Annotated in this window: 20 protein-coding genes; 10 read left to right on the forward strand and 10 right to left on the reverse strand. The window is 73.7% G+C overall.

The features are described 5' to 3' along the window. Window positions 1-10 precede the first annotated feature (10 nt). On the forward strand, window positions 11-1,159 hold the full coding sequence (gene trpD, locus AB1460_RS05215; protein WP_368959440.1) for an anthranilate phosphoribosyltransferase: 1,149 nt from the start codon (window positions 11-13) through the stop codon (window positions 1,157-1,159). A gap of 204 nt (window positions 1,160-1,363) precedes the next feature. On the opposite strand, the gene AB1460_RS05220 is transcribed toward trpD, so the two are convergent. Genes AB1460_RS05220 through coxB form a run of 3 tightly spaced genes read right to left on the reverse strand, consistent with a single transcriptional unit; the run spans window position 1,364 to window position 4,343 of the window. Next, window positions 1,364-1,780 carry a cytochrome c oxidase subunit 4 gene (locus tag AB1460_RS05220; RefSeq protein ID WP_368959442.1) on the reverse strand — a complete coding sequence of 139 codons (417 nt, stop codon included), beginning with the start codon at window positions 1,778-1,780 and terminating at the stop codon, window positions 1,364-1,366. Further along, window positions 1,777-3,486, reverse strand: a complete 1,710-nt coding sequence (gene ctaD / locus AB1460_RS05225) for a cytochrome c oxidase subunit I (RefSeq protein ID WP_018635825.1) — start codon at window positions 3,484-3,486, stop codon at window positions 1,777-1,779. The genes AB1460_RS05220 and ctaD overlap by 4 nt, the downstream gene beginning before the upstream one ends. Continuing rightward, window positions 3,483-4,343: a cytochrome c oxidase subunit II gene (gene coxB, locus AB1460_RS05230; protein WP_071085847.1), complete on the reverse strand. Its 861-nt coding sequence runs from the start codon at window positions 4,341-4,343 to the stop codon at window positions 3,483-3,485. Before coxB ends, ctaD begins: the two co-directional genes overlap by 4 nt. Before the next feature lie 488 nt (window positions 4,344-4,831). Between coxB and AB1460_RS05235 the strand changes: the two genes are divergently transcribed. Both AB1460_RS05235 and AB1460_RS05240 read left to right on the forward strand, forming a co-directional pair. Further along, window positions 4,832-5,998: a cysteine desulfurase family protein gene (locus tag AB1460_RS05235; RefSeq protein ID WP_368959443.1), complete on the forward strand. Its 1,167-nt coding sequence runs from the start codon at window positions 4,832-4,834 to the stop codon at window positions 5,996-5,998. After that, the gene (locus AB1460_RS05240; RefSeq protein WP_368959444.1) at window positions 5,995-6,378 is read left to right on the forward strand and encodes a sulfurtransferase TusA family protein; all 384 of its coding nucleotides are present in this window, start codon (window positions 5,995-5,997) and stop codon (window positions 6,376-6,378) included. Before AB1460_RS05235 ends, AB1460_RS05240 begins: the two co-directional genes overlap by 4 nt. 7 nt (window positions 6,379-6,385) lie before the next feature. Here AB1460_RS05240 and AB1460_RS05245 read toward each other — a convergent pair whose 3' ends face one another. Then, window positions 6,386-7,366: a carbohydrate kinase family protein gene (locus AB1460_RS05245; protein ID WP_368959445.1), complete on the reverse strand. Its 981-nt coding sequence runs from the start codon at window positions 7,364-7,366 to the stop codon at window positions 6,386-6,388. Between the two features lie 245 nt (window positions 7,367-7,611). Beyond that, window positions 7,612-7,974, reverse strand: coding sequence for an iron-sulfur cluster insertion protein ErpA (gene erpA, locus AB1460_RS05250; RefSeq protein ID WP_066063380.1), 363 nt, complete (start codon window positions 7,972-7,974; stop codon window positions 7,612-7,614). A 452-nt stretch (window positions 7,975-8,426) separates the two neighbouring features. Between erpA and nadA the strand changes: the two genes are divergently transcribed. The 3 genes from nadA to AB1460_RS05265 all read left to right on the forward strand — a co-directional run bounded on the left by nadA (window position 8,427) and on the right by AB1460_RS05265 (window position 11,441). Further along, entirely contained in the window at window positions 8,427-9,614 is a 1,188-nt protein-coding gene (gene nadA / locus AB1460_RS05255) for a quinolinate synthase NadA (RefSeq protein WP_368959446.1), read from the forward strand. Continuing rightward, window positions 9,614-10,249, forward strand: coding sequence for a DUF3043 domain-containing protein (locus AB1460_RS05260; protein ID WP_368959448.1), 636 nt, complete (start codon window positions 9,614-9,616; stop codon window positions 10,247-10,249). The genes nadA and AB1460_RS05260 overlap by 1 nt, the downstream gene beginning before the upstream one ends. A 214-nt stretch (window positions 10,250-10,463) precedes the next feature. Further along, complete coding sequence (locus AB1460_RS05265; RefSeq protein ID WP_368959449.1) at window positions 10,464-11,441, forward strand: aldo/keto reductase family protein; 978 nt, start codon at window positions 10,464-10,466, stop codon at window positions 11,439-11,441. A 31-nt stretch (window positions 11,442-11,472) separates the two neighbouring features. Here the strand turns inward: AB1460_RS05265 and AB1460_RS05270 are convergent, their stop codons facing one another. From AB1460_RS05270 to AB1460_RS05280, 3 genes are all read right to left on the reverse strand, one after another. Further along, window positions 11,473-12,090 (reverse strand): TetR/AcrR family transcriptional regulator, encoded by a 618-nt coding sequence (locus AB1460_RS05270; RefSeq protein ID WP_368959450.1) that lies wholly within the window; start codon window positions 12,088-12,090, stop codon window positions 11,473-11,475. Continuing rightward, a complete protein-coding gene (locus tag AB1460_RS05275) occupies window positions 12,087-12,602 on the reverse strand; it encodes a nitroreductase/quinone reductase family protein (RefSeq protein WP_368959451.1) in 516 nt (171 codons plus the stop codon). Before AB1460_RS05275 ends, AB1460_RS05270 begins: the two co-directional genes overlap by 4 nt. 190 nt (window positions 12,603-12,792) lie before the next feature. Continuing rightward, window positions 12,793-13,005: a hypothetical protein gene (locus tag AB1460_RS05280; RefSeq protein ID WP_368959452.1), complete on the reverse strand. Its 213-nt coding sequence runs from the start codon at window positions 13,003-13,005 to the stop codon at window positions 12,793-12,795. Window positions 13,006-13,335: 330 nt separating this feature from the next. On the opposite strand from AB1460_RS05280, the gene AB1460_RS05285 reads away from it, so the two are divergent. Beyond that, window positions 13,336-13,515: a hypothetical protein gene (locus tag AB1460_RS05285; protein WP_368959453.1), complete on the forward strand. Its 180-nt coding sequence runs from the start codon at window positions 13,336-13,338 to the stop codon at window positions 13,513-13,515. A gap of 19 nt (window positions 13,516-13,534) precedes the next feature. Continuing rightward, window positions 13,535-15,034: a bifunctional adenosylcobinamide kinase/adenosylcobinamide-phosphate guanylyltransferase gene (locus AB1460_RS05290; protein ID WP_368959455.1), complete on the forward strand. Its 1,500-nt coding sequence runs from the start codon at window positions 13,535-13,537 to the stop codon at window positions 15,032-15,034. Between the two features lie 29 nt (window positions 15,035-15,063). On the opposite strand, the gene AB1460_RS05295 is transcribed toward AB1460_RS05290, so the two are convergent. Continuing rightward, on the reverse strand, window positions 15,064-19,230 hold the full coding sequence (locus AB1460_RS05295) for a DUF4062 domain-containing protein (RefSeq protein ID WP_368959457.1): 4,167 nt from the start codon (window positions 19,228-19,230) through the stop codon (window positions 15,064-15,066). Between the two features lie 171 nt (window positions 19,231-19,401). Between AB1460_RS05295 and cobT the strand changes: the two genes are divergently transcribed. Next, the gene (cobT, locus tag AB1460_RS05300) at window positions 19,402-20,811 is read left to right on the forward strand and encodes a nicotinate-nucleotide--dimethylbenzimidazole phosphoribosyltransferase (protein WP_420497194.1); all 1,410 of its coding nucleotides are present in this window, start codon (window positions 19,402-19,404) and stop codon (window positions 20,809-20,811) included. A gap of 7 nt (window positions 20,812-20,818) precedes the next feature. Next, a complete protein-coding gene (gene cobS / locus AB1460_RS05305; protein ID WP_368959458.1) occupies window positions 20,819-21,646 on the forward strand; it encodes an adenosylcobinamide-GDP ribazoletransferase in 828 nt (275 codons plus the stop codon). Between the two features lie 10 nt (window positions 21,647-21,656). Here cobS and gcvT read toward each other — a convergent pair whose 3' ends face one another. Continuing rightward, entirely contained in the window at window positions 21,657-22,754 is a 1,098-nt protein-coding gene (gene gcvT / locus AB1460_RS05310) for a glycine cleavage system aminomethyltransferase GcvT (protein ID WP_368959459.1), read from the reverse strand. Between the last annotated feature and the right edge of the window lie 28 nt (window positions 22,755-22,782).

Below are 22,782 nucleotides of genomic sequence, written 5' to 3' on the forward strand. Positions count from 1 at the left end.
GGATCCCCTCATGACGAGCACCTCGGCACCGCGTCAGGCCGCCGCCGGCAGCGGGGCGACCGGCAGCGGCCGGCGAGCCGCGCAGAGCTGGCCCGGCCTGATCAGCCTGCTGATCTCCGGCGAGCCCCTGACCACCGACCAGACCGCCTGGGCGATGGAACAGATCATGGGCGGGCTGGCCACGCCCGCCCAGATCGCCGGCTTCATCATCGCGCTGCGAGCCAAGGGCGAGACCGCGCAGGAGATCGGCGGGCTGGTCCGCGCGATGCTCGGCGTCGGCGAGGAACTCGCCCTCCCCGACGAGCTGCGGGCCGGCGCCGTCGACACCTGCGGCACCGGCGGCGACCGCTCCAACACGGTGAACCTCTCGACGATGGCGGCGATCGTCGCCGCCGGCGCCGGGGTCACGGTCGTCAAGCACGGCAACCGCGCCGCGTCGTCGGCAAGCGGGTCGGCGGACGTCCTGTCCGAGCTCGGGGTGGTGATCGACCTGCCGCCGGCCGGGGTCGAGGCCTGCCTGTCCAGTGCCGGAATAGCCTTCTGCTTCGCGCAGGTCTTCCACCCGGCCATGCGCCATGTCGGGGCGACCCGCAAGGAGCTGGGTGTCCAGACCGCGTTCAACATCCTCGGCCCGCTGGCGAACCCGGCTCGGCCGGGGGCCCAGACGATCGGCGTCGCCGACGCCCGGCTCGCCCCGATCGTCGCGGACGTCCTGGCCGACCGGGGCACCCGGGGCCTGGTCTTCCGCGGCGACGACGGTCTGGACGAGCTCACCACGGCGATGCCGTCCACCGTCTGGGTCGTGACCGCACCGCCCGGCGGGCAGGAGCGGGCGCAGGTACGCCGGGACCGTTTCGACCCGCGCGACCTCGGCATCGCCGCACCCGACGCGACAGCCCTGCGCGGCGCCGACGCCGCCTACAACGCCCAGGTGGTCCGGACCATCCTCGCCGGGGAGACCGGGCCGGTACGCGACGCCGTCCTGCTCGCCACGGCGGCGGCCCTGGTTGCCGCCGCCGGGCCGACCGAGGCCCCGGTCACGGAGCAGATCGGGGCGCAGCTCGGCCGCGCCGCGGCGGCGATCGACTCGGGTGCCGCGGCGGAGGCGCTGCGCCGCTGGGCGGAGGCCAGCCAGACCGCGGCGAAGGCCCGCGGCTGACCGCACCGCCAGACCAGCCGAGGCCGGACAGGGCACGACAGATCACGAGGATCCGCGAGGATCAACGAGGATCCACGACAAAGGGCCGCTGTCCCAGGTGACGGACCTGGGGCAGCGGCCCTTGTGCACGGCCGACGGCTCGGAACCTCGCGCGTGGCGCCGTACAGGTGCTCGGCGCCTCGCGCTCGGTGCCCGGCGCGCGCGTCAGTGCGTCGGCACCTCGTCCTCAGGCAGCGCCGGGTGCCAGAAGTTCTCCATGACCAGGCAGACAGCGAAGCCGAACGTCAGAACAGCGCCCAGGATGCTCAGCCAGATTCCGAAGGCGAGACCCATGGCGGTGACCGACGCGCTCGCGCCGAGGAAGAACGGGTAGTAGCTGCCCGGGGTGAAGTGCCCGAGCTCCCCGGCACCGTCGACGACCTCCGCGTCCGGCAGGTCCTGCGGGCGCATGCCGATCCGGCGGCCGGTGAAGACCAGGTAGCCGCCGACGAGGAAGCCGAGGCCCGCGCACAGCGTGAGTGCGGCGGTACCGGTCGGGTCCTTCGCCCAGAACCAGTAGACCAGGGCAGCCGCCCCGGCGAAGATGCCGAAGAAGTTGAAGATGAAGCCTTCGATCTTCATCGCGCTGCTCCCTGACCCAGTTCCGGTGTGGCGTGGTAATCCGCCTTGCCCGCGGCCCCCGGGAAGTGCAGGTCGAACGCCGGGCGCTCGGAGCGGATGCGCGGCAGGGACCGGAAGTTGTGCCGAGGCGGCGGGCAGGACGTCGCCCACTCCAGCGAGTTGGAGAAGCCCCACGGGTCGTCGACCGCCGCGACCGGACCCTTGCGGTAGGAGTACCACAGGTTGTAGAGCAGCGGCAACGTCGAGAGGCCCATCAGGAACGAACCGGCCGTCGCGACGGTGTTGAGGGTGGTGAAACCGTCGTTCGGGCCATAGTCCGCGAACCGCCGCGGCATGCCCTGGGTGCCCAGCCAGTGGAACACCAGGAAGGTCGCGTTGAAACCGAGGAACAGCGACCAGAAGTGCAGCTTCGCGAGCTTCTCGTTCAGCATCCGCCCGGTGACCTTCGGGAACCAGAAGTAGACCCCGGCGAAGGCGGCGAACATGAGACCGGCCACGACGTAGTGGAAGTGCCCGACCACGAAGTAGCTGTCACTCACGTGGAAGTCGATCGGCGGGCTGGCGAGCAGCACACCGGTCAGACCACCGAACAGGAAGGTCACGAGGAAGCCGACGGCAAAGAGCATCGGGGCCTCGAAGCTGAGCTGCCCGCGCCACATCGTGCCGATCCAGTTGAAGAACTTGATCCCGGTGGGTACCGCGATCAGGAACGACAGGAAGGCGAAGAACGGCAGCAGCACGGCACCGGTGACGAACATGTGGTGCGCCCACACCGCGACGGACAGGGCACCGATGCCGACGGTGGCGAACACCAGGCCCTTGTAACCGAACAGCGGCTTGCGGGAGAACACCGGGATGATCTCGCTGATGATGCCGAAGAACGGCAGCGCGATGATGTACACCTCGGGGTGCCCGAAGAACCAGAACAGGTGCTGCCACAGCATCGCGCCGCCGTTCTCGGCGGCGAAGATATGTGACCCGAACCTTCGGTCAGCGGCCAGTGCCAGCAGCGCGGCGGCCAGCACCGGGAACGCCACCAGCACCAGGATCGAGGTGACCAGCAGGTTCCAGCAGAAGATCGGCATCCGGAACATCGTCATGCCGGGGGCACGCATGCACAGGATCGTGGTGATGAAGTTGACGGCACCGAGAATGGTGCCGAGACCCTGCACCGTGAGGCCCAGCACCCACAGGTCGGAGCCGACGCCCGGCGAGTACACCTGGCTGCTCAGCGGCGCGTAGGCGAACCAGCCGAAGGAAGCCGCCCCGCCCGGGGTCACGAACCCGGTGAAGACGGTGAGGCTGCCGAACAGGAACAGCCAGTACGACAGCGCGTTCAGCCGCGGGAAGGCGACGTCGGGCGCGCCGATCTGCAGCGGCACCAGGTAGTTGGCGAACGCGAACGCCAGCGGCGTCGCGAACATCAGCAACATGAGCGTTCCGTGCATGGTGAAGAACTGGTTGTACTGCTCGTTGGAGAAGTACTGCAGGCCCGGGCGGGCCAGCTCGCCACGGATGAAGACCGCGAGGATGCCTGCGATGACGAAGAACGCGAACGACGTCAGGAAGTACATGATCGCGATGTCTTTGTGGGACGTCGTCCGCAGGTAGCCGAGCAGGCTCGTGATCGGCGGCTTGTAGTGCGTGTCCGCCGAGTCGTGTGCGTGCCCGGCCGGCCCGGCGGGCGACTCGTGCAGAAGGGTCACTGGACACTCCCGGTGGTGGCGCCGGAGGACGGCGACGCGCTGATCGCGGCGCTCTCCCGTTCCTCGATGAAGCGGTCGTACTCGGCACCGGGCACGACCTTGACGTAGAAGGTCATCCGGTCGTGGTCGGTACCGCACAGCTCGGCACATCGACCGACAAAGGTCCCGGTCTTCGTCGCGGTGAGCTCGAACTCGTTGATACGCCCGGGGACGACGTCCCGCTTGAAGAGGAACTCGGGCACCCAGAACGAGTGGATCACGTCCGGCGAGGTGAGCACGAACCGGATCGACCGGCCCTCGGGCAGCACCAGCACCGGCGCCTCACCGGGGCGGCCGGTGACCTCGACCTGGTTGGTACCCGGCGTCTCGCCGGTGTCGAGGTACTGGAACTGCCAGTTCCACCGGAAACCGATGACGTTCACCGTGACGTCGGGATTGTCCGAGAGCTTGGTGATCTCGGTCTCGTCACGGGCGGTGTAGTAGAAGAGGCCGGCCACGATCACAACCGGCACGACGGTGTAAAGGATCTCGACGGGAAGGTTGTACCGGACCTGGCGCGGCAGAACATCACTGCGCTTCCGGAACACGACGACCGCGTAGAAGATGAGAGCCCACACGAACACACCGACGGCCAGGGCGGCGATCACCGAGCCCTGCCACATGTTCAGGATCCGCGGGGTGTGGTTGGTCACACCGTCCGGGAATCCAAAGTTGGGGACGTCGCAGGCGGTAGCCAGCAGCCCTACGGCCGCCAGCATGGCGCCCATGCGCGCGCCCACGCGGCGCCGGGCCGGCCGTCGGTGTCCAACCCGACGGCTCGCCAGCTCGTCCGCGTCAGCGGTGTCAGCCGGGGCCATCGGCGTGTCCTCGACATCCGCGAGCGACGGCCGGGTCCGACCGAAGGATCTCCTCACCAGGTCCTGCCTCCCACGACTAGCGGGCGCGCGGCTGTAGGCGGATTCAGGTTCCGCCAACGCCTCGCGACCGCGTAAACGCTTCGCGGGCCGGCCGGTCCAACCGGCCTCGCTGCTTCGTCTTCCGACTGTCTTCGACACGCTGTAGATGGTGCGGCAGCAGCGTATCCCAGCAGCGGACGAGCTTCTCGCCGCAGGCCCCGTCCGGAGCTGTGAGACACGACCCGCGGGGCGTCGTGGACAGGCCCCAGGGCCCTTGATCCGGGCCAACCACCCGCCCCGCCCGGCCCCCGGCAGGTGTGTGGGCCTCCCGCTTTCCGGTCGGCGCCCCGCAAGGCCTTTCCGTTCCGGGCCCCTCCGCTGCGCGAATGCCCCGGCCGCGCTCCGGCGGGTGAGCCCGGTTACTCCGCAACGGGCGTAGCGTCACTCTCGTGCCGGCCTATCTCGACCACGCGTCGACCACGCCGCTGCATCCGGTCGCCCGCGAGGCGCTTCTCGCGGCGATCGACGACGGCTGGGCCGACCCCGCCCGGCTCTACCGCGAGGGGCGCCGGGCGCGGATGCTGCTGGACGCCGCGCGGGAGACCGTCGCCGGGGTGCTGGGTGCCCGCGCCCCGGAGATCAGCTTCACCGCCAGCGGCACCGCGGCGGCGCACCTGGCCCTTCTCGGCACCGCGGCGGCCCGCCGCCGGTCCGGTGGCGTGGTCATGGTCAGTGCCGTGGAACACTCCAGCGTCCTGCATGCCGCGCAGCGCCACGAAGGTGACGGCGGAGAAGTGGTGACGATCGGGGTCGACGGCCTCGGACGTGTCGACCCGGCTGCCTTCGCCGCCGCGCTCGACGACCGGCCGGACACGGCGGTCGCCGCCCTGCAGCACGCCAACCACGAGGTGGGCACCGTCCAGCCGGTCGCCGAGGTGGCGCGGCTGCTGCACGAGCGCGGAGTGCCCCTGGTCACCGACGCGGCGATGACCGTCGGTCGGGTGCCCGTCAGCCTGGCGGAGCTGGGCGCGGACGTCCTGACCGCGAGCGCGCACAAGTTCGGCGGGCCGCCCGGTGTCGGCTTCCTCGTGGTCCGCACCGGCACCCGGTGGGCCGGGCCGCAGCCGGCCGACGAACGCGAGTTCGGGCGCGTCCCGGGTTTCCCGAACGTGCCGGCCGTTGTCGCGGCCGCCGCCGCCCTGGCCGTGCGGGCCACGGAGATCGAGGCCGAGACACGGCGGCTGGCGGCCTGGTCGAGGCGGCTGCGCGAGCGTCTGCCGGCGCTGGTCGAGGACGTCGAGCTGCTCGGGCCGGACAGCACCGACCTCGCCGTGACACTCCCGCACGTGGTGGCCTTCTCGTGTCTGTACGTGGCCGGCGAGGCGCTGCTCGGGGAGCTCGACCGGGCCGGCATCGCGGTCAGCTCCGGGTCGAGCTGCACCTCGGACACACTGACGCCCAGCCACGTGCTCGTCGCGATGGGCGCGCTCACCCACGGGAACCTGCGGGTCTCGTTCGGGCGGGACTCCACCGAGGCCGATGTCGACGCCCTGCTGGCCGCGCTGCCGCCCGCCGTGCGCGCCGTGCGCGAGCGGGCCGGAGCGGCCGGACTGTGACCAGCGACAGCACTCCCCCGCGGGACCAGACCCTGCCGGGCCAGTCCCCGCCCGACCGGCCGCAGGCTGTCCTGGACGCGCGCGGCCGCCGCTGCCCGATCCCGATCATCGAGCTCGCCCGGCACATCAACGACGTCGATGTCGGTCAGCTCATCGAGCTGTGGGCGGACGACCCTGCCGCCGCGGCCGACGTGGCGGCCTGGTGCCGGATGCGCGGTCACACCCTGGTCGGCCAGCGGACCCGGGCCGCGGCCACCGGATCAGCGGCTACCGGATCAGCACCCCCGGGCGAAACACCCGACGGAGCGGAGCCGCCCCCCGCCGCGGCGGCGCCGCCTCCGGGCGGAGGTGACGCCTACCTCGTCCGCCGGGTCCACTGAGCGACGATCAGGCGGAGCGCAGGTGCCCGGCCACCTCGACCGCGGCCTCGGCGCCGTAGGCCTCGGAGAGCCGCGCCACGACCTCGGTCTGCTCCAGGCTGTACTCCTGGGTGCCGACAGTCTCCAGTGCCATGGTCGCCAGCAGCGCCCCGACCTGGGCGGACCGCTCCAGCGACAGCTTCCAGGAGATGCCGGCGAGGAACCCGGCGCGGAAGGCGTCGCCGACGCCGGTCGGGTCCGGCGTGCTGCGCGCGGGGACGACCGGCACCTTCACGGCCTCGCCGTCGGCGGACTCGATGACGACACCGTCCTTGCCCAGCGTCGTGACCCGGACCCCGACCGTGGCGAGGATCTCCTCGTCGGTCAGGCCGGTCTTGGACGCCAGCAGCGCCTTCTCGTACTCGTTGCAGAACAGGTAGGCGGCGCCGTCGACGAGCGAACGGATGCTGTCGCCGTCCATCGTCGCGAGCTGCTGGGACGGATCGGCGGCGAACGGGTAGCCGCGCTCCCGGCACTCCGCCGTGTGGCGGAGCATCGCCTGCGGGTCGTTGGGGCTGACGACGACGAGGTCGAGGCCGCCGAAGCGTTCCGCCACCGGGCGGAGCTCGATGCTGGCCGCCTCGCTCATCGCGCCGGGGTAGAACGACGCGATCTGGCAGAGGTCGTTGTCCGTGGTGCACACGAAGCGCGCGGTGTGGGCGATCTCGCTCACCCAGACCGAGGCGGTGTCCACGCCGTGCCGGTCGAGCCAGGAACGGTAGTCGGCGAAGTCCTCGCCGACGGCTCCGACCAGGATCGGGTTGAGGCCGAGGCGCCCCAGGCCGAAGCTGATGTTCGCGGCGACCCCCCCGCGGCGGATGCTGAGCTCGTCCACGAGGAACGACAACGAGACCCGCTCAAGCTGATCCGCGAGCAGCTGCTCGGCGAAGCGCCCAGGAAAGCGCATGAGGTGGTCGGTGGCAATGGAACCAGTCACGGCGATACGCACGAACACGCAGCCTACCGCCCACCCCTGCGCCGCCTGGCGGCTGGGCACGGGCAGGACGATCCCGGTACGGCCCTGGCACGACAGGAAAGGTAAAGCCCGGCATGACCGCTATGTCATGCCGGGCTCGCTCCACGCGAGACGGCATACGCCGCTTCGTGCGGGATCGATCTGTGCGATGCGGACTCCGCCGCAGGTCGGAGTGGGGGCGGCTGCCGCCGGGACGACGCCGCCCCACCCCGGACCGATCAGTGGAAGGAGTCTCCACACGCGCAGGAACCCTGCGCGTTCGGGTTGTCGATCGTGAAGCCCTGCTTCTCGATGGTGTCGACGAAGTCGATCGTCGCGCCGCCGAGGTACGGGAAGCTCATCCGGTCCACGGCGACCTTGACGCCGGAGAAGTCGAGGACGGTGTCCCCGTCGAGCTTGCGCTCGTCGAAGAACAGCTGGTAGCGCATGCCAGAGCATCCGCCGGGCTGCACGGCGATACGGAGCTGGAGGTCGTCCCTCCCCTCCTGCTCGAGCAGGGTCTTCACCTTGCCGGCGGCCGTGTCGGTGAGAACGACGCTGCTCGGCCTGGTCTCGGTCTCGGTTGTGTCCTGCACGGTCATAGGGGCTGCTCCCTGCCCTGTGGACGTGCCAGGTTCACCAGATTTGCTGGTACCCATGGCGGCCGTACGCGAGGGGGCGCCCGGGCGGCGACCCCTCACGGGCGACACACATGCCGTGTCGCCGTTCCTGCTCAACACCGCGAGCAAGGATCCGCTTCCCATCGTAGCCAGCGATGAGGAGGTCGGCCACGACGCGCAAGTGACATCCGTCCCCGCTTCACAGGTCCGACCGGTCCAACTTTGCGCGGACCAGGCGATCCGGAGTTAGAGTCTGAACGACCATTAGTGCACGGGACCCATGGGGACACTGTCGTGAAGGGCACACTTTCGCGGGGGTGGCTCCACCGCGGCCGGCGGAGGCCCGCCGCGGCGGCGCCGGGCCCGCGACGGCCCGGCCGACCCCACGAGCAGCGAGCGCGGCGGCCCACCCGGGCCAGCCCGAAGGAGCGGACATGACCACCAACCCGGCCCTGGAACGCCTGGGCGTCACCGCGTCGCCGCTCGCCCTGCTCCTGCTCGGGCGCGAGTCCGATCCCGGCAGCGAGCGGGGAGTCGACTGCCCCGGTGACCTGCCGCCGGCCGCCGACCCCCAGCTGGCCGAGCGGGCGGCGGCCGCCAAGGCCGCGCTCGGCGACGACGTGTTCGTCCTGGGGCACCACTACCAGCGCGACGACGTGATCGCCTTCGCCGATGTGACCGGTGACTCGTTCAAGCTCGCCCAGCAGGCGGCGGCCCGGCCCGATGCCAGCTCGATCGTGTTCTGCGGTGTGCACTTCATGGCCGAGAGCGCGGACATCCTGACCGCCGACCACCAGCAGGTGATCCTGCCGGACCTGGCCGCCGGCTGCTCGATGGCCGACATGGCCACCGCCGAGCAGGTCGCGCAGGCCTGGGACGACCTGCTCGACGCCGGCGTGGCCGCCGACACCGTCCCGGTCAGCTACATGAACTCCTCCGCGGCGATCAAGGCCTTCACCGGGCGCCACGGCGGGACGATCTGCACCTCCTCGAACGCCGAGCGGGCCCTGGGGTGGGCGTTCGGCGAGCGGCGCGGGAAGCGGGTCGTGTTCCTGCCGGACCAGCACCTGGGCCGCAACACCGCCATCGACAGGATGGGCATGTCCGAGGCCGACTGCGTGGTCTACGACCCGCGCCGCCCGGGCGGCGGGCTGACCCGCGCCCAGCTCCGCGACGCACGCATGATCCTGTGGCGCGGGCACTGCTCGGTCCACGGCCGGTTCACCCGCCAGTGCGTGGACGAGGTGCGCGCCCGCGTCCCGCAGGTACAGGTGCTGGTGCACCCCGAGTGCCAGCGTGAGGTGGTGGCCGCCGCCGACCTGGTCGGATCCACCGAATACATCATCAAGGTGGTGGATGAGGCCCCGTCCGGGTCGGTGTTCGCCGTGGGAACCGAGCTGAACCTGGTACAACGGCTGGCGAACCGCCATCCCGACAAGAAGATCGTCTTCCTCGACCGTACGGTGTGCTTCTGCTCCACGATGAACCGCATCGACATGCCGCACCTGGTGTGGACGCTCGAAGCGCTCGCCCGTGGGGAGACCGTGAACCGGATCACCGTCGACCCCGAGGTCGCGACCTACGCCCGGAAGGCCCTCGACCAGATGTTGGCACTGCCCTGATGGCCCTGTTGAAGAAGCGCAAGACCGATCCGGCGGCGGACCCGGCGAGCGGCGGGTCCGCCGACCTCGTCGAGGTCGGCCCCGCGGACACCACCGCTGGCAACGCCCGGGTCACGGCGGGCAAGGGCCGCCCGACTCCGACCCGCGCCCAGGCCCGGGCAGCCCGGCCGCGCGGCGCCACCGGTGCCGGGCGCACGACGGCGACCGGCAAGGAAGGCCGCCGGCAGCAGCGCTCCGAGCGGCGTGAGCAGAGCCAGCAGTACCGGGCCGCCATGCTGTCCGGCGACATCAGCGGGCTCCCGCCCCGCGAGCGGGCCCCGGAGCGGGTGATCGCCCGCGACTTCGTGGACACCCGGCTGAACGTCGGCCCGGTCTTCCTGCTCGTCGCCGCCCTCTACTTCGTCGGCGGCCTGGTGCCGAACAGCTACGTCCGGCTCTCGGCCACCTACCTGATGCTGGTCGGCATCGTCGCGGTCGTCGTCGACTCGTTCGTGCTCAGCCGGCAGGTGACCCGGCTCGTGGCCGAGAAGTACCCGGATTCGGGCGTCCGCGTGCGGGCCTACTCCGCCCAGCGTGCGCTGCTGCCACGCCGCTGGCGGATGCCCCGGCCCCGGGTCTCCCGCTCCGGCCGCTGAGGCCCTGGCCACCGAGGCCCGGCTGTTGTCCCTGTCGCCACCGCGATGCCGCCACCGCCCTGTCACCGCCCGGTCGCGGTCGGCGGCGGGTCGGCAGCCGTCGCGGGCCCGGGTGCAGGGACCATGTGCAGGGCCTGTGTGCAGGCGGTTCGGCGCCGACGGGTGGCCGGTGCGCCGGGCCGAGTCGCCATCGAGGGTGTGAAAAGGTTCGGATGTGAAGCATCGACGCCTCGGACGCAGCGGACTGTCGGTCAGCGAGATCTCCTACGGCAACTGGATCACCCATGGTGACCAGATCGAGGCCGACGCCGCGACCGCCTGCGTGCACGCCGCCCTCGACGAGGGCATCACCACCTTCGACACCGCGGACGTCTACGCCCAGACCCGGGCGGAGTCCGTGCTCGGCAAGGCGCTCGACGGCGTGCGCCGCGAATCCTACGAGCTGTTCACCAAGGTCTTCTGGCCGACCGGCCCGGGCGAGAACGACAAGGGGCTGGGCCGCAAGCACATCATCGAGTCGGCGCACAACTCCCTGCGCCGCCTGAACACCGACCACATCGACCTCTACCAGGCACACCGCTACGACCCGACGGTGCCGCTCGAGGAGACGCTGCGCGCCTTCGACGACCTGGTGCGGGCCGGCAAGGTCCTCTACGTCGGCGTCTCGGAGTGGACGGCGCAGCAGATCGCCGACGCCGTGCGCATCGCGGGCGAGCTCGGCCTCGACCGGATCATCTCCAACCAGCCGCAGTACTCGATGCTGTGGCGGCCGATCGAGACCGACGTCGTCCCGACCTCCCGGGACCTCGGCATCTCGCAGATCGTCTGGTCGCCGATCGCCCAGGGCGTCCTGACCGGCAAGTACCTGCCCGGCCAGCCGCCGCCGTCGGGCAGCCGCGCGACGGCGGGCAGCGGGGCCGGCTTCATCGCCCGGTTCCTGACCGACGAGGTGCTCGGCGCCGTCCAGAACCTGCGCCCGATCGCCGCCGACGCGGGGCTGACGATGGCGCAGCTGGCGGTCGCGTGGGTGCTGCAGAACACCAACGTGGCCTCGGCCATCGTCGGGGCGTCCCGGCCGGAGCAGGTGAAGGACAACGTCGGCGCCTCCGGCGTGGTCCTCGAACCGGCGTTGCTGGCCCGCATCGACGAGGTCCTCGCCCACGTCGCCGTCCTCGAGCCGGAAGGAGACTGACGGGTCCGGGCCATCGGTCTCCGGCGGTCCGTCAGTCTCCTGCGTGGGCGGTGAAGGCCCTGGCCAGCGCCGCCCACGTCCGGTCCAGATCGGAGCCGGGCAGGAACCGGTCGGACAGCTCCAGCAGCACGGTGCCGTGCGCCGCCGCCCACAGGGCCTGGGCGACGTAGGGCTCCGCGGTGGCGCGGTAGAAGGGCTCGCCCGACCAGCCCTCCAGGCCTGGCGTGAGGTCGGCCCGCCCGATCGGGTCGGCAGCGGCCAGCCGGTAGAGGTTCGGCCGCGCCAGGGCGAACCGCCGGTACTCGGCCAGCAGCCGGCCCACGACGTCGTCGGGGCCGGCCGCGTCCACCACCCGGTGCAGCGCGTCACCGATCCCCCAGAGCGCGGTCTCGATCAACGCCGTCTCCACCGCGGGCTTGCCGGGCAGGTGCTTGTACAGCGACGGCGCGCGGATGCCGAGCACCTCACCGAGCCGGCGCATGGTCAGCGACTCCGCGCCCTCGGTCTCCAACAGCCGCTGCGCCGCCTCGACGATCTCGGTCGCCCGCGAGGAGCGGACCGGCGGCTCCGGGCGCGGCGCGGTCCGCGGGAGCGGGAGCGCCGGCGCCGGCGCCGAGACGGGCGTGGGCGCACCGCCTGCCGCACTCACCGCCGGGTGAGGACGAAGGCCGGGTGCCTCGGCGCGATCCGCGCCAGCTCCTCGTCCGTCGAATCCGGGCCCACCCCGTCGAAGAACACGCCCACCTCCGCCCTCCACTTCGCCAGATACGCCCGGAGCACCGGGACCTTCTCCGCGTCGGTCAGCTCGACCGCCTGGTAACCCGTCCGCCGGCGCCCCAGGACGAGCGACAGCTCCCCGCCGGCCGCACGGACGTTGCGGACCCACTGGCCGTGCCCGCGGGCCGAGACGAGGTACTGCTGCCCGTCCAGGTCGAGCAGGTTGACCGGGACCCGGCGGATCTCTCCCGAGGTCCGGCCGCGCACCTCGAGCACCCGGCTCCCCCACAGGCTCAGCCCGATTCCGGTGGACAGCATCACCGACCTGTTGAACAGGTTCCTGGTGAACCAGCCGGGCCTGCGGTAGTGCCTGGCCGTGCTCTGGCGGGCGGTGTGCTCGCGGGCGGTGTCCTGGCGGGCCGTGCCGACATCCTGCACTGTCATGATCTTCGCCTCGCTCGGGTCGTCGACGCCACCCCACGGCGGCTAACAGCGTTAGCTGATGTCCGTAGCTAACACTGTTAGCCCACGGGGCGTCAACCCCTTCGGGCCCGATCGATGTGACCTCGCCCGGCGGGCTCTGCGGCCCCCGGCGCCGGGCCCGCAGGCCCGGCGCGGCAGGTGTACCGGCCGCTCAGGTCACCGGACGCAGACTCATCGGCCCGTACACGCGGGTGCCTGCATCGAGCAGGCTCACCTGCGTCACACCCAGGTCCAGCAGCTCCCGCCAGGTCTCACCGATCCACGTCTCGGCGTCGCCCTGACTGGTGAACGACTCCGACCCGTTCGCGCCGCCCACCGCCACGACCGAGCCGTCCTCTCCCTCGTAACGCCAGGTCCAGCTCACGGTCCACGTCCTTCCCGACGTCCGGCGGCGCGGGCCGCCCGGCCGGGGCCACCGACGACCCCGGGAGATGCCCATCCCCCCATCCAAGCGTGTACACCCCGCGGATGACGGCCACACGCGACCGGAGACCACCGGGACCCTCGGCCCGGCGTCCCCGCGCGCGGTGGCCCGGAGATCCGGGCACAGCCCCGCAGATCCTGGCCCAGGCACGGCATCAGCCACCCGCGGGTCGGTAACGTCAGTTCCGGCCGCGGCCCGCGCGCCGCCCGGCACGCTCGACCGACGCACCTCGACCCGGCCCGGGCCAGTTCTGCAGAGAGGAAGGCAGCAGTGACTCCCGCCTACACCGCCGCGGCGGTACTCGCCGAGACAGCCGAGCACCACGAGGAGGGCGGCATGGTCTGGTGGGCCGCCACCCTGGCCACCTTCGGGGCGATCGCCGCACTCGCCGTGATCCTCACGCTGATGACGCTCTGGGAGCGCAAGCGCCACCCGCACAGCCACCACTGACCGCCGGGTCTCGACAGGCATGCGGCTCACCCTGCTGGGCACGGGTTCGGCCGACGGCTGGCCGAACCCGTGGTGCGAGTGCGCGTCCTGCGGGTGGGCCCGCGCGCACGGGCCCCGCGGTCAGACCGCCGTCCTCGTCGACGGACGGCTGCTACTCGACTTCGGTCCGGACGTTCCGCGTGCCGCAGCCCGGTTCGGGGTGAGCCTGGCCGGGCTGCGTCACGTCCTGATCGGGCACGCGCACCCCGACCATCTCGGCCCCGACGCCCTGATGTGGCGATCGTGGTCCAGCGTCGCGCAGGAGCCGCTGGACGTCGTCGCGCCGCCCGCCGCGCTGGATGTCTGCCGGGCCTTCCTCCGCCGCTGGGAGGGCAGGGAGCCAGGCGCCGACGGCTCGCCGCTGCGGCTGCTGCCCGCCGTCGCGGGCGGCCCGCTCGAGCTCGGCGGGCCCGGCAGGCCCGGTTCGGACGGCGAGCCCGGTTCGGACGGTGGTTCGCGCTACCTGGTGCGTCCGGTCGCGGCCCGGCACGGCGGCGCCGACATCGGGCCGGCCGTGCTCTACGACGTGACGGCGCCCGACGGGGCGCGCCTGCTGTACGGCTGTGACACGGCAGCGCCGCTGCCGCCCGAGACGCTGGCCGCGCTGACCGGCCGGGCGTTCGACGTCGTGCTGCTCGAGGAGAACAACGGCGACCGCCCCGGCTTCGGCGAGCACCTGGACCTGCCGTCGTTCGCCGGGCTCGTCGCCCAGCTGCGCGGCCTCGGCGCCGTCGGGCCCGGTACCCGGGTGCTCGCGGTCCACCTGAGCCACCGCAACCCGCCCGGGGACGAACTGGCCCGGCGGCTGGCCGAGATGGGCGCGCAGGCCCCACCGGACGGCACGATCCTCGACGTCCCGGCCGGCAGCGCTTCGGCCCCGGTGCCAGCCCCGGTGCCGGCGGCAGCGCCGGCGGCAGCGCCGGCGGCAGCGCCACTTTCGGTGTCCGCGGCGGCGGTGTCGCCGTCCCCGGAGGCGGCGCGCCGCATCCTGGTCACCGGCGGCACCCGGTCCGGAAAGTCGGCCCACGCCGAGCACCAGCTGCTCGCCGAGCCGGACGTCGTCTACGTGGCCACCGGCCACCCCGCGGACGGCTCCGACGCCGACTGGGCCGCGCGGATCCAGACGCACCGGGACCGCCGCCCCGGGCGGTGGACCACCGTCGAGACCCTCGACCTCGAGCCGCTGCTGCGCTCCCCCGGGCCGCCGCTGCTCATCGACAGCATCTCGCTGTGGGTCGCGGCGCGCCTGGAGGAGCCCGGCTTCGCGCAGTCCGTGGCCGGCCTGGTCGACGCCTGGCGCGACACCCGCCGGCGGGTGGTCGCGGTGACCGACGAGGCCGGCTCTGGTCCCGTCGCGCCGACCCCGCTGGGACGCCGGTTCGTCGACCACCTCGGCGAGGTCAACGCGCGGCTCGCGGCCGAGTCCGACGAGGTGTGGCTGGCCGTGGCGGGCGTCCCCGTCCGACTGCGCCCGCGCTGACCCGCGGCCCGGCCGCGGCAGGCCGGCTCTCAGCCGGGCAGGAGCGAGTACAGGTACAGCCCGGACGAGCCGGCGACCGCGAGACTGGTCCCGTCCGGTGACCAGGCACAGCCGCGCGCGGCACCCTCGAAGCGGATCATGGTGCGGCAGGCCCAGGTCCGCGGGTCCCAGATGCGCACCGACCCGTCGCCGCCCGCGGTGGCGAGCCAGGCGCCGTCCGGGGAGAAGGCCACCTCCCGCACCGTGTGCACGTGCCCCGCCAGGACGGCCAGCGGCTCGCCGGTCGGGACGTCCCAGATCCGCACGGTGTGGTCCAGCCCGGCGGAGGCCAGCACCCTCCCGGCCGGGTCGGTCGCGAGGCCGAGCACCGGCCCGCGGTGCCCACCCAGCAGCCTGCGTTGCTCCAGCGTCACGACGTCCCAGATCCGCACGGTCGCGTCGTCGCCGGCGGAGGCGAGCCAGCTGCCGTCCGGCCCGGCCACGGCGGCGAGGACCCGCGCGGTGTGACCGGTGAAGGTGGCCATCCACTCGCCGGACTCGGTGTCCCAGAGCCGCACCGAACCGTCCTCGCAGCCACCGGCGACCCAGGTGCCGTCCGCGGCCACGGTGAAGCCGAGCACGGCGACGTCCGCGGTGAGCACCGCCCGCACGTTGCCGGTGGCCGGATCCCACAGCCGCAGTGCGTCCGGCTGGGCCGGCACGACGACCCAGCTGCCGTCGGGGGCCGCCCGGCAGCCGCGGGCCGGGCCGGGCAGCCCCACCATCGCCGCGCCGGGCTCGCCCGTCCTCAGGTCCCACGCGGTGACCGTTCCGTCGTCGCTCGACGACACGACGTACCCGGCCGGCCCGGCCGGCCCGGCCGGGTTGGCGGCGACGGCGACGGCGACGGCGCAGCCACGGGAGCCCTCGTTGCGCCCCCCGCTCGACGGGCGGGGCAGGTCGCTGCCGGTGCTCCAGACCCGGATCGTGCCGTAGCGGCCGCCGGAGGCGATCCAGGAGCCGTCGGGAGCGACCACACAGGCCCGGGTACCGATCGCCCCGGTCAGCTCGGCCCGCTGGGCGCCGCCGAGCGGGTCCCGCACGGCGATCACGCCCCCGTCCGGCGCGACGAGGAACGCACCGTCCGGAGCCAGCGCGCAGGAGCGGACCGGGCGGCCGCCGTCGCTGATCACCCCGATCTGCCGGCCGGTGCGGACGTCCCAGCGCCGCACCGTGCCGTCCTCGCCGGCCGAGACCAGCCAGCTGCCCTCCGGGCCGAGGGCCAGCGCGAGTACCGGGCCGGCGTGGCCGGCCAGCGGGCCACGCCGCGCACCGCCGCCCGCCGGACCGTCCCACCCACCGGGGCGTCCCGCCATGGCTCCGGCCGCGCCACCCCGCACCGCCGTCCGCCGCTCATCGGTGGCCGGCCGGTCCGGGCTCCGCTCGAGCATGCGCCGCTCACCGGTCGGCGGACCGTCGGTACGCGGGTCGAGCAGCCAGATGAACCCGTCGTCCCCGGCAACGGCGAGGGTCGGGCCGTCAGGACCGTCGGGCCCGGCCACGCAGCAGCGCAGGGCGCCGCCCGCCACCGGCATGACCAGGCGGGCCCGGCCGGTGACGGCGTCCCAGACCCGCAGGGTGCCGTCGGCACCGACCGAGTACACCGACGCGCCGTCGGCGCTCACCGCGCACCCGTGCACCGGGCCGCGGTGCCCGCGCAGCACGAGACGCGCCGCCGGCTCGGCACCTCCGATCCCCCCGGCCGCGCCCGTGCCGCCCGTGCCGCCCGTGCCAGCACCGCCAGCGCCGCTGGCACCGACGCCGGTACCGCCGGCACCGAGGAACTCTCCGGCGTCCTTCTCGTCGGGCACATCCCAGACCCGCAGGGTGCCGTCAGCACCCGCCGAGACGAGCCAGCTGCTGTCCGGCGCCACGGCACAGCCCAGCACACTGCCGACGTGCCCGGTGAACACCGACCGCGCCGCCCCCGCGCCGACGGTCCAGGTGCGGACCGTCCCGTCCATCCCGGCGGAGGCGAGCCACCTCCCGTCGGGTGCCACCGCCAGCGCGTGCACCTGCTGGCTGTGCCCGGCCAGGACCCGCCGCAGCGCGGGGTGCGGCTGGTCGGGCAGCGCCCACCGGTTGACCAGGTGCGGGCCCTGCAGCCGGGCGGCGAGCGCGGCCCGGGCCGGTTCGAGCGTGCGAATGCCGTCCAGCCTGCTGAGCAGGACCGTGCCAAGGGCCTCCGGCGGCTCGGTCGGCCCGAGCAGGTGCGCGTTCTGGCCGAGCGCGCGGCTCAGCGCCGCCAGCACCGGGTCGTCCGGCCGCAGCGCGGCGGCGACGTCGAGGTCCGCCTCGACGGCGACCGGCCCCAGCCGGCCCACGGCGAGCTTGCCGACCGTCCAGCGCAGGTCGCCGAGCAGGGCGACCAGCTCGTCGACGCGGCCGGCCCCGGCCAGGTGGCCCGCGAGGTGCCCCCACAGGTAGCCGGACTGCTCCGGCGCCGTCCACCACGGCACGGGACGCCGCCCGGCGCCACCACCACCTCCGCCACCGCCAGCTCCGGTCGCACGGTCGATCATGCGTGCGAGCGCGTCGCACAGGACGCCGTCGAGGTCGCGCAGTCGGGCCGGGCCGACCCGGGAGCGCAGGTAGGTCCGCAGCACGTCCTGCAGCACCAGGGAGGGCGGGTCGCGCCGGTAGGCCACCACGAGCGACAGGTCGGAGAGCTCCTGACAGAGGTCGTCGACCTCGTCGCGGTCGAGGTCACCGGTGGCCGCCCAGTAGGTCTCCAGGACGTCCCGCGGGATCTCGACGTCCTCGCCGAACACCGCGAGCTCCAGGTAGCGCTCCAGGTCGTCGCCGGTAAGCAGGCCCAGGCTCGCGGACAGCGTGGCCTCGACGGCGAGGGTGCGCTCCTCGACCCGGCTGACGTCCAGCGCCGTGGGGCCGCGCCGCTCGAGCCTGCGCAGCACCCGCTCGGCCGCCCGGCGCACCGGCATGCCGTCCCGGGCCTGTCGTGCCACCGCCCGGTTGACCAGGGAGAGCAGCACCGGCCAGCGACCGGTGACCACCAGCAGCCGCCGCAGCAGCGGCTCGGGCAGCCGGGCCGGCAGGTCGCGGGAGAGCAGGCTGGCGGCCTCGCTGTCGGCCATCGCCGGCACCTGCAGGATGTCGCCGTCGGGGACCAGCCCGCGCATCCGGGTGGTGATCAGCCGGACGCACCCGGGGCCGCCGGCGAGGAACGGGCGGAGCTGGGCCCGCCGCCACACGTCGTCGAGGACCAGCAGGCGACGCTCCCGGCCGAGCAGCTCGCCGAGCCGGAAGCCGGCCTGCTCGGGGTCGGACAGGGTCGGCCTGACCCCGGACAGTGCCTCGCTCAGGTCGTTGATCCGGTCCGCCAGGTGCGGGCCGGCGAGTGACTCCCCGAGGGTCACCCACAGCACGCCGCCGTCGAACCGGGACGCGATGCGCGGACTGCCGCACACGGCGACCGCCAGCGTCGTCTTCCCGAACCCGCCGGCACCGGCGAGCACGACCGGGCGGGGGATCTCGCCGCCACCCGCCACGCCCGCGGCCGGCGGGACGGCGGCCAGCAGCCTGCCCAGCACCTCCTCGGCGAGCTCGGGCCGCTCGACGAGCCCCCGGACGGCGGGCACCATCGACGGCGGCCGCACCGGTGCCGCCAGCGCCGGCCGGGCGGCCGGCGGGGCGGGCCGGTCACTCTGCTCGCGCAGCTTGACCAGGGCGTCCAGCACCGCCGTCTCCAGCAGCCCGTCGCGGAAGTCGGCGACGATGACGCCGGCGTCGCGCAGCCGCCGGCGGAACGCCTCCTGACGGTCCCCGTACTCGCGGTCCAGGAACTCGCGGAACGGCACCTCGGCGTCGTCGTCCAACAGGAACACCAGCCGCGGCAGACCCGCCTCGGTCGCCGCCTGGAACTCCAGCTCGGTGTAGGAAAGGTGCGGCAGCTCCCGGACGGGTGACCCGTAGCGGAACCCGATGAGGCCGATGTAGACGTCGCATTCCTTGACCTGGCGCACGCAGAAGTCGGCGGGGCTCTGCGCCCGGGCACCGAAGTACTCCATGTCGACGGCCCGGTCACCGGCGAGCGCGATCGCGCGCTCGGCGGCCGCGACGAACGAGCGGTCCCGCGGGAAGCGCCGCAGTTCGCCGGTGTGGCTCAGGAAGACGGATCGGCCACGAACAGGGTCCAACGGGTCCCCCCTCCCCCAGCGCGCAGCGCCCGGTCACGTGTCCGCCACCGTCCGGCGAGCCTGAAGGATGTCGGCCGCTCCGGTACGGACACTCCGGCAAATTACCGGATCACCCTCCACCCGGCTCGCCCGGCGATCGGCCACCAGGGGACGATCAGGTAATAAGGACCTGTGGACACCACCTCGCCCGAGCCGCCCGCGGCATCCACGGCGCCCCTCGCACCCGCCGCGCCCGCCGCACCCGCTCCGGCGTCGGCCCCTGCGCCGGCACCCGGGTCAGCGCCTGGGTCAGTGCCAGCGCCGGGTGCCGTTCCCGCCGTGCCGGACCTCGACCGGGCGGCGATGGACGCCGCGCGCCGGCGCCAGGGCATCCTCACCAAGCCGCCGGGCGCCCTCGGCCGGCTGGAGGAGCTGTCGGTCTGGATCGCCGGCGCCCAGGGCCTGTGCCCGCCGCGGCCGCCGGCCCGCATCCGGGTCGTCGTCATCGCCGGTGACCACGGCATCGCCAGTGCCGGCGTGTCTGCCTTCCCGGCCGAGGTCACCGCGCAGATGGTGGCGAACTTCGCCGCCGGCGGCGCGGCCGTCAACGTCCTCGCCCGCGGGGTCGGGGCGTCGGTGCGGGTGGTGGACGTCGCCGTCGACACCCCGCTGCCGACCTCCCCGGGCGGGGTGGACGGCACGGCCCCGCCCGAGCGGTACCGGGTCCGGCGCGCGAGCGGCCGGATCGACCAGGGGGACGCGCTGACCCCGGCCGAGGTCGACGCCGCGTTCGCCATCGGCCGCCTGATCGCGGACGAGGAGATCGACGCCGGAGCGGACCTGCTCGTCCCCGGCGAGATGGGCATCGGGAACACCACGCCCGCGGCGGCGGTCGTCGGCACCCTGCTGGACCGGGAGCCGGTGGACGTCGTCGGGCGCGGCACCGGCATCGACGACCAGCGCTGGATGGTCAAGGTGGCGGCGATCCGCGACGCGATGCGCCGCTCCCGGCCCTACTCCGGCAACGCGCTCTCCGTCCTGCGGGTCGCCGGCGGGGCGGATCTCGCCGCGCTCGCCGGGCTGCTCGTGCAGGCCAGTGTCCGGCGCACCCCGGTGGTACTGGACGGGGTCATCGTCTGCGCGGCGGCGCTCGCCGCCGAACGGATCGCGCCCGGGGCGAAGGAGTGGTGGGTCGCGGGCACCCGCTCCCCGGAGCCGTCGCAGCGCTTCGTGCTCGACCACCTCGGGCTGGAGCCGCTCGTCGACGCCGGCCTGCGCCTCGGGGAGGGCACCGGCGCGCTGCTCGCCGTGCCGCTGCTGCTGGCGGCGCAGCGCACCCTCGCCGAGATGGCCACCTTCGACCAGGCCGGCGTCAGCAGCAAGGACGCCCTCCCCGCCGAGGCGGACCCCGACGGCGCGGGCGGTGACGGCGCAGGCACCGGCCAGACCGGTCCGGACGACCCTGCCCACGACGACTCCGTCTACGACGGCAGGGACTTCGACGGGACCGCCCTCGACGGCAGGGGCTTCGACGGCTCACGCACCGTCGGTGGGGGCTTCGGCGCCACGAGCGTCGACGGCGCCGGCCCGGGTACCGCATGACGGCCGCGTGATCGGGGCACGCGCAGCCGTCACCCTGCTCACGGTTGTGCCGATCCGCGGCCCCGAGCGCCTGGACCGCACCGTGGCCGGCCGGGCCATGGTCGCCGCCCCCGCGGTGGGCTTCGCTCTCGGGTTCGTCTGCGCCCTGGCAGTGGTGGCGATGCGGATCATGACCAAACCGCCGACCGGCAGCCCGCAGACGCTGCTGCCGGCCGTCGTCGGTGTGGCGTTGCTCGCCGGGCTCACCCGCGGCCTGCACCTGGACGGCCTGGCTGACGTCGCGGACGCGGTCGGCGTCCGCGGCGGGCGCGAGCGGGTGCTGGCCGTCATGCGCGAGTCGACCATCGGTGCCTTCGGCGCGGTCACGGTGCTGTTCGTGGTGCTCGTCCAGGTCTCGGCGCTGAGCACCGCCATCGCCGCCCACCGCGGCACGGTCTCCATCCTGGTCGCGGCGATGGCGAGCCGGCTCGCGGCGACCTGGTCGTGCGTCGAGGGAGTGCCCGCGGCCCGGCCGGACGGCCTTGGGGCGCTGGTCGCCGGCACCGTGCGGCGCCGGGACGCGGTCCTGGCCACCGCCGGGGTGTTCGCCGTCGCGGCGCTGGCCGGGCGGTTCGACTTCCACGGCGGAGACAACGGCCGGGCGGTCCGCGCCGTGGTCGCCGTGGCCGTCGCGCTGGGCGCCGCCTTCCTGCTCCGCCGCCGGCTGGTCCGCCGGTTCGGCGGCGTCACCGGCGACACGCTCGGCGCGACCGTGGAGATCACCGCCCTGGTCAGTCTGGTCACGATGGCGATGACCATTCCGACCCCGGCCCTGCGGCTCGTCGGCCTCGCCTAGCTCCAGCGCCTCAGCGCGGGGAGGCGGAGACGAACGGCGGGCGGACGACCGTCATCGTCGAGCTGCGGCCGCGGACGTCCACCGTGACGGTGTCGCCGGCGGTGACCGACCGGTCGAGCAGGGCGAGCCCGATGCCCTGGCGCAGGGTCGGCGAGAAGGTGCCGCTGGTGACCTCGCCGAGTTCGGCACCGTCCGCACCGTTCACCCGCATGTGCGGGCGAGGGATGCCGCGGTCGTTCGACCGCAGGCCCCACAACGACCGTGCCGGCCCGGCGGCCCGCTCCGCGAGCAGCGCGTCGCGGCCCCAGAAGGCCGGCTTGTCCCAACCGACAGCCCAGCCGGAGCGGGCCTGCACCGGGGTGCTGGTGGACGAGAGGTCCTGGCCGTGCAGCGGGTAGCCCATCTCGGTCCGCAGGGTGTCGCGGGCACCGAGACCACAGGGAAGGCCACCGAGCCGGGCCGCGACCGCCAGCACCTCGTCCCAGAGCGGGACCGCGTCCTCCCAGCGGGGCAGCAGCTCGAACCCGGTCTCGCCGGTGTAGCCCGACCGGCAGACCACGACCGGCCGCCCCTTCCACTCCGCGTCGGCGAAGGTCATGTAGGCCCCGTCGGCGGGCAGGCCGAGCGCACCCAGCACCTCGACCGAGGCGGGCCCCTGCACGGCCAGGACGGCGAACCCGGTGTGCAGGTCCGTCACCGCCACATCCGCCGGCGCGGCGGCGGCCAGCCGCCCGACGACCGCGCCCGAGTTCGCCGCGTTCGGGACCAGGAACACGTCGTCGTCGGCGTAGTAGTACGCGATCAGGTCGTCGACGACGCCGCCGGTCTCGTCGCAGCACAGCGTGTACTGCGCCTGGCCGGGACCGATCCGGCGCAGGTCGTTGGTCAGGCAGGCGTTGACGAAGTCGACGGCACCGGGCCCGGCGACCCGGGCCTTGCCCAGGTGGCTCACGTCGAAGACACCGACGGCGGAACGCACGGCCGCGTGCTCGGCCAGGACCCCGCGCCCGGCGTACTCGATCGGCATCTGCCACCCGCCGAAGGCGGCCAGCTTGGCACCCAGCTCGACATGCCGCTCGTGCAGCGGGGACCGGCGCAGCTCTGTCATGCCGGCAGCGTAACCGCCCGCAGAGCGC

It is taken from the genome of Parafrankia sp. FMc2 (genome assembly GCF_041008525.1).
GTDB lineage: Bacteria > Actinomycetota > Actinomycetes > Frankiales > Frankiaceae > Parafrankia.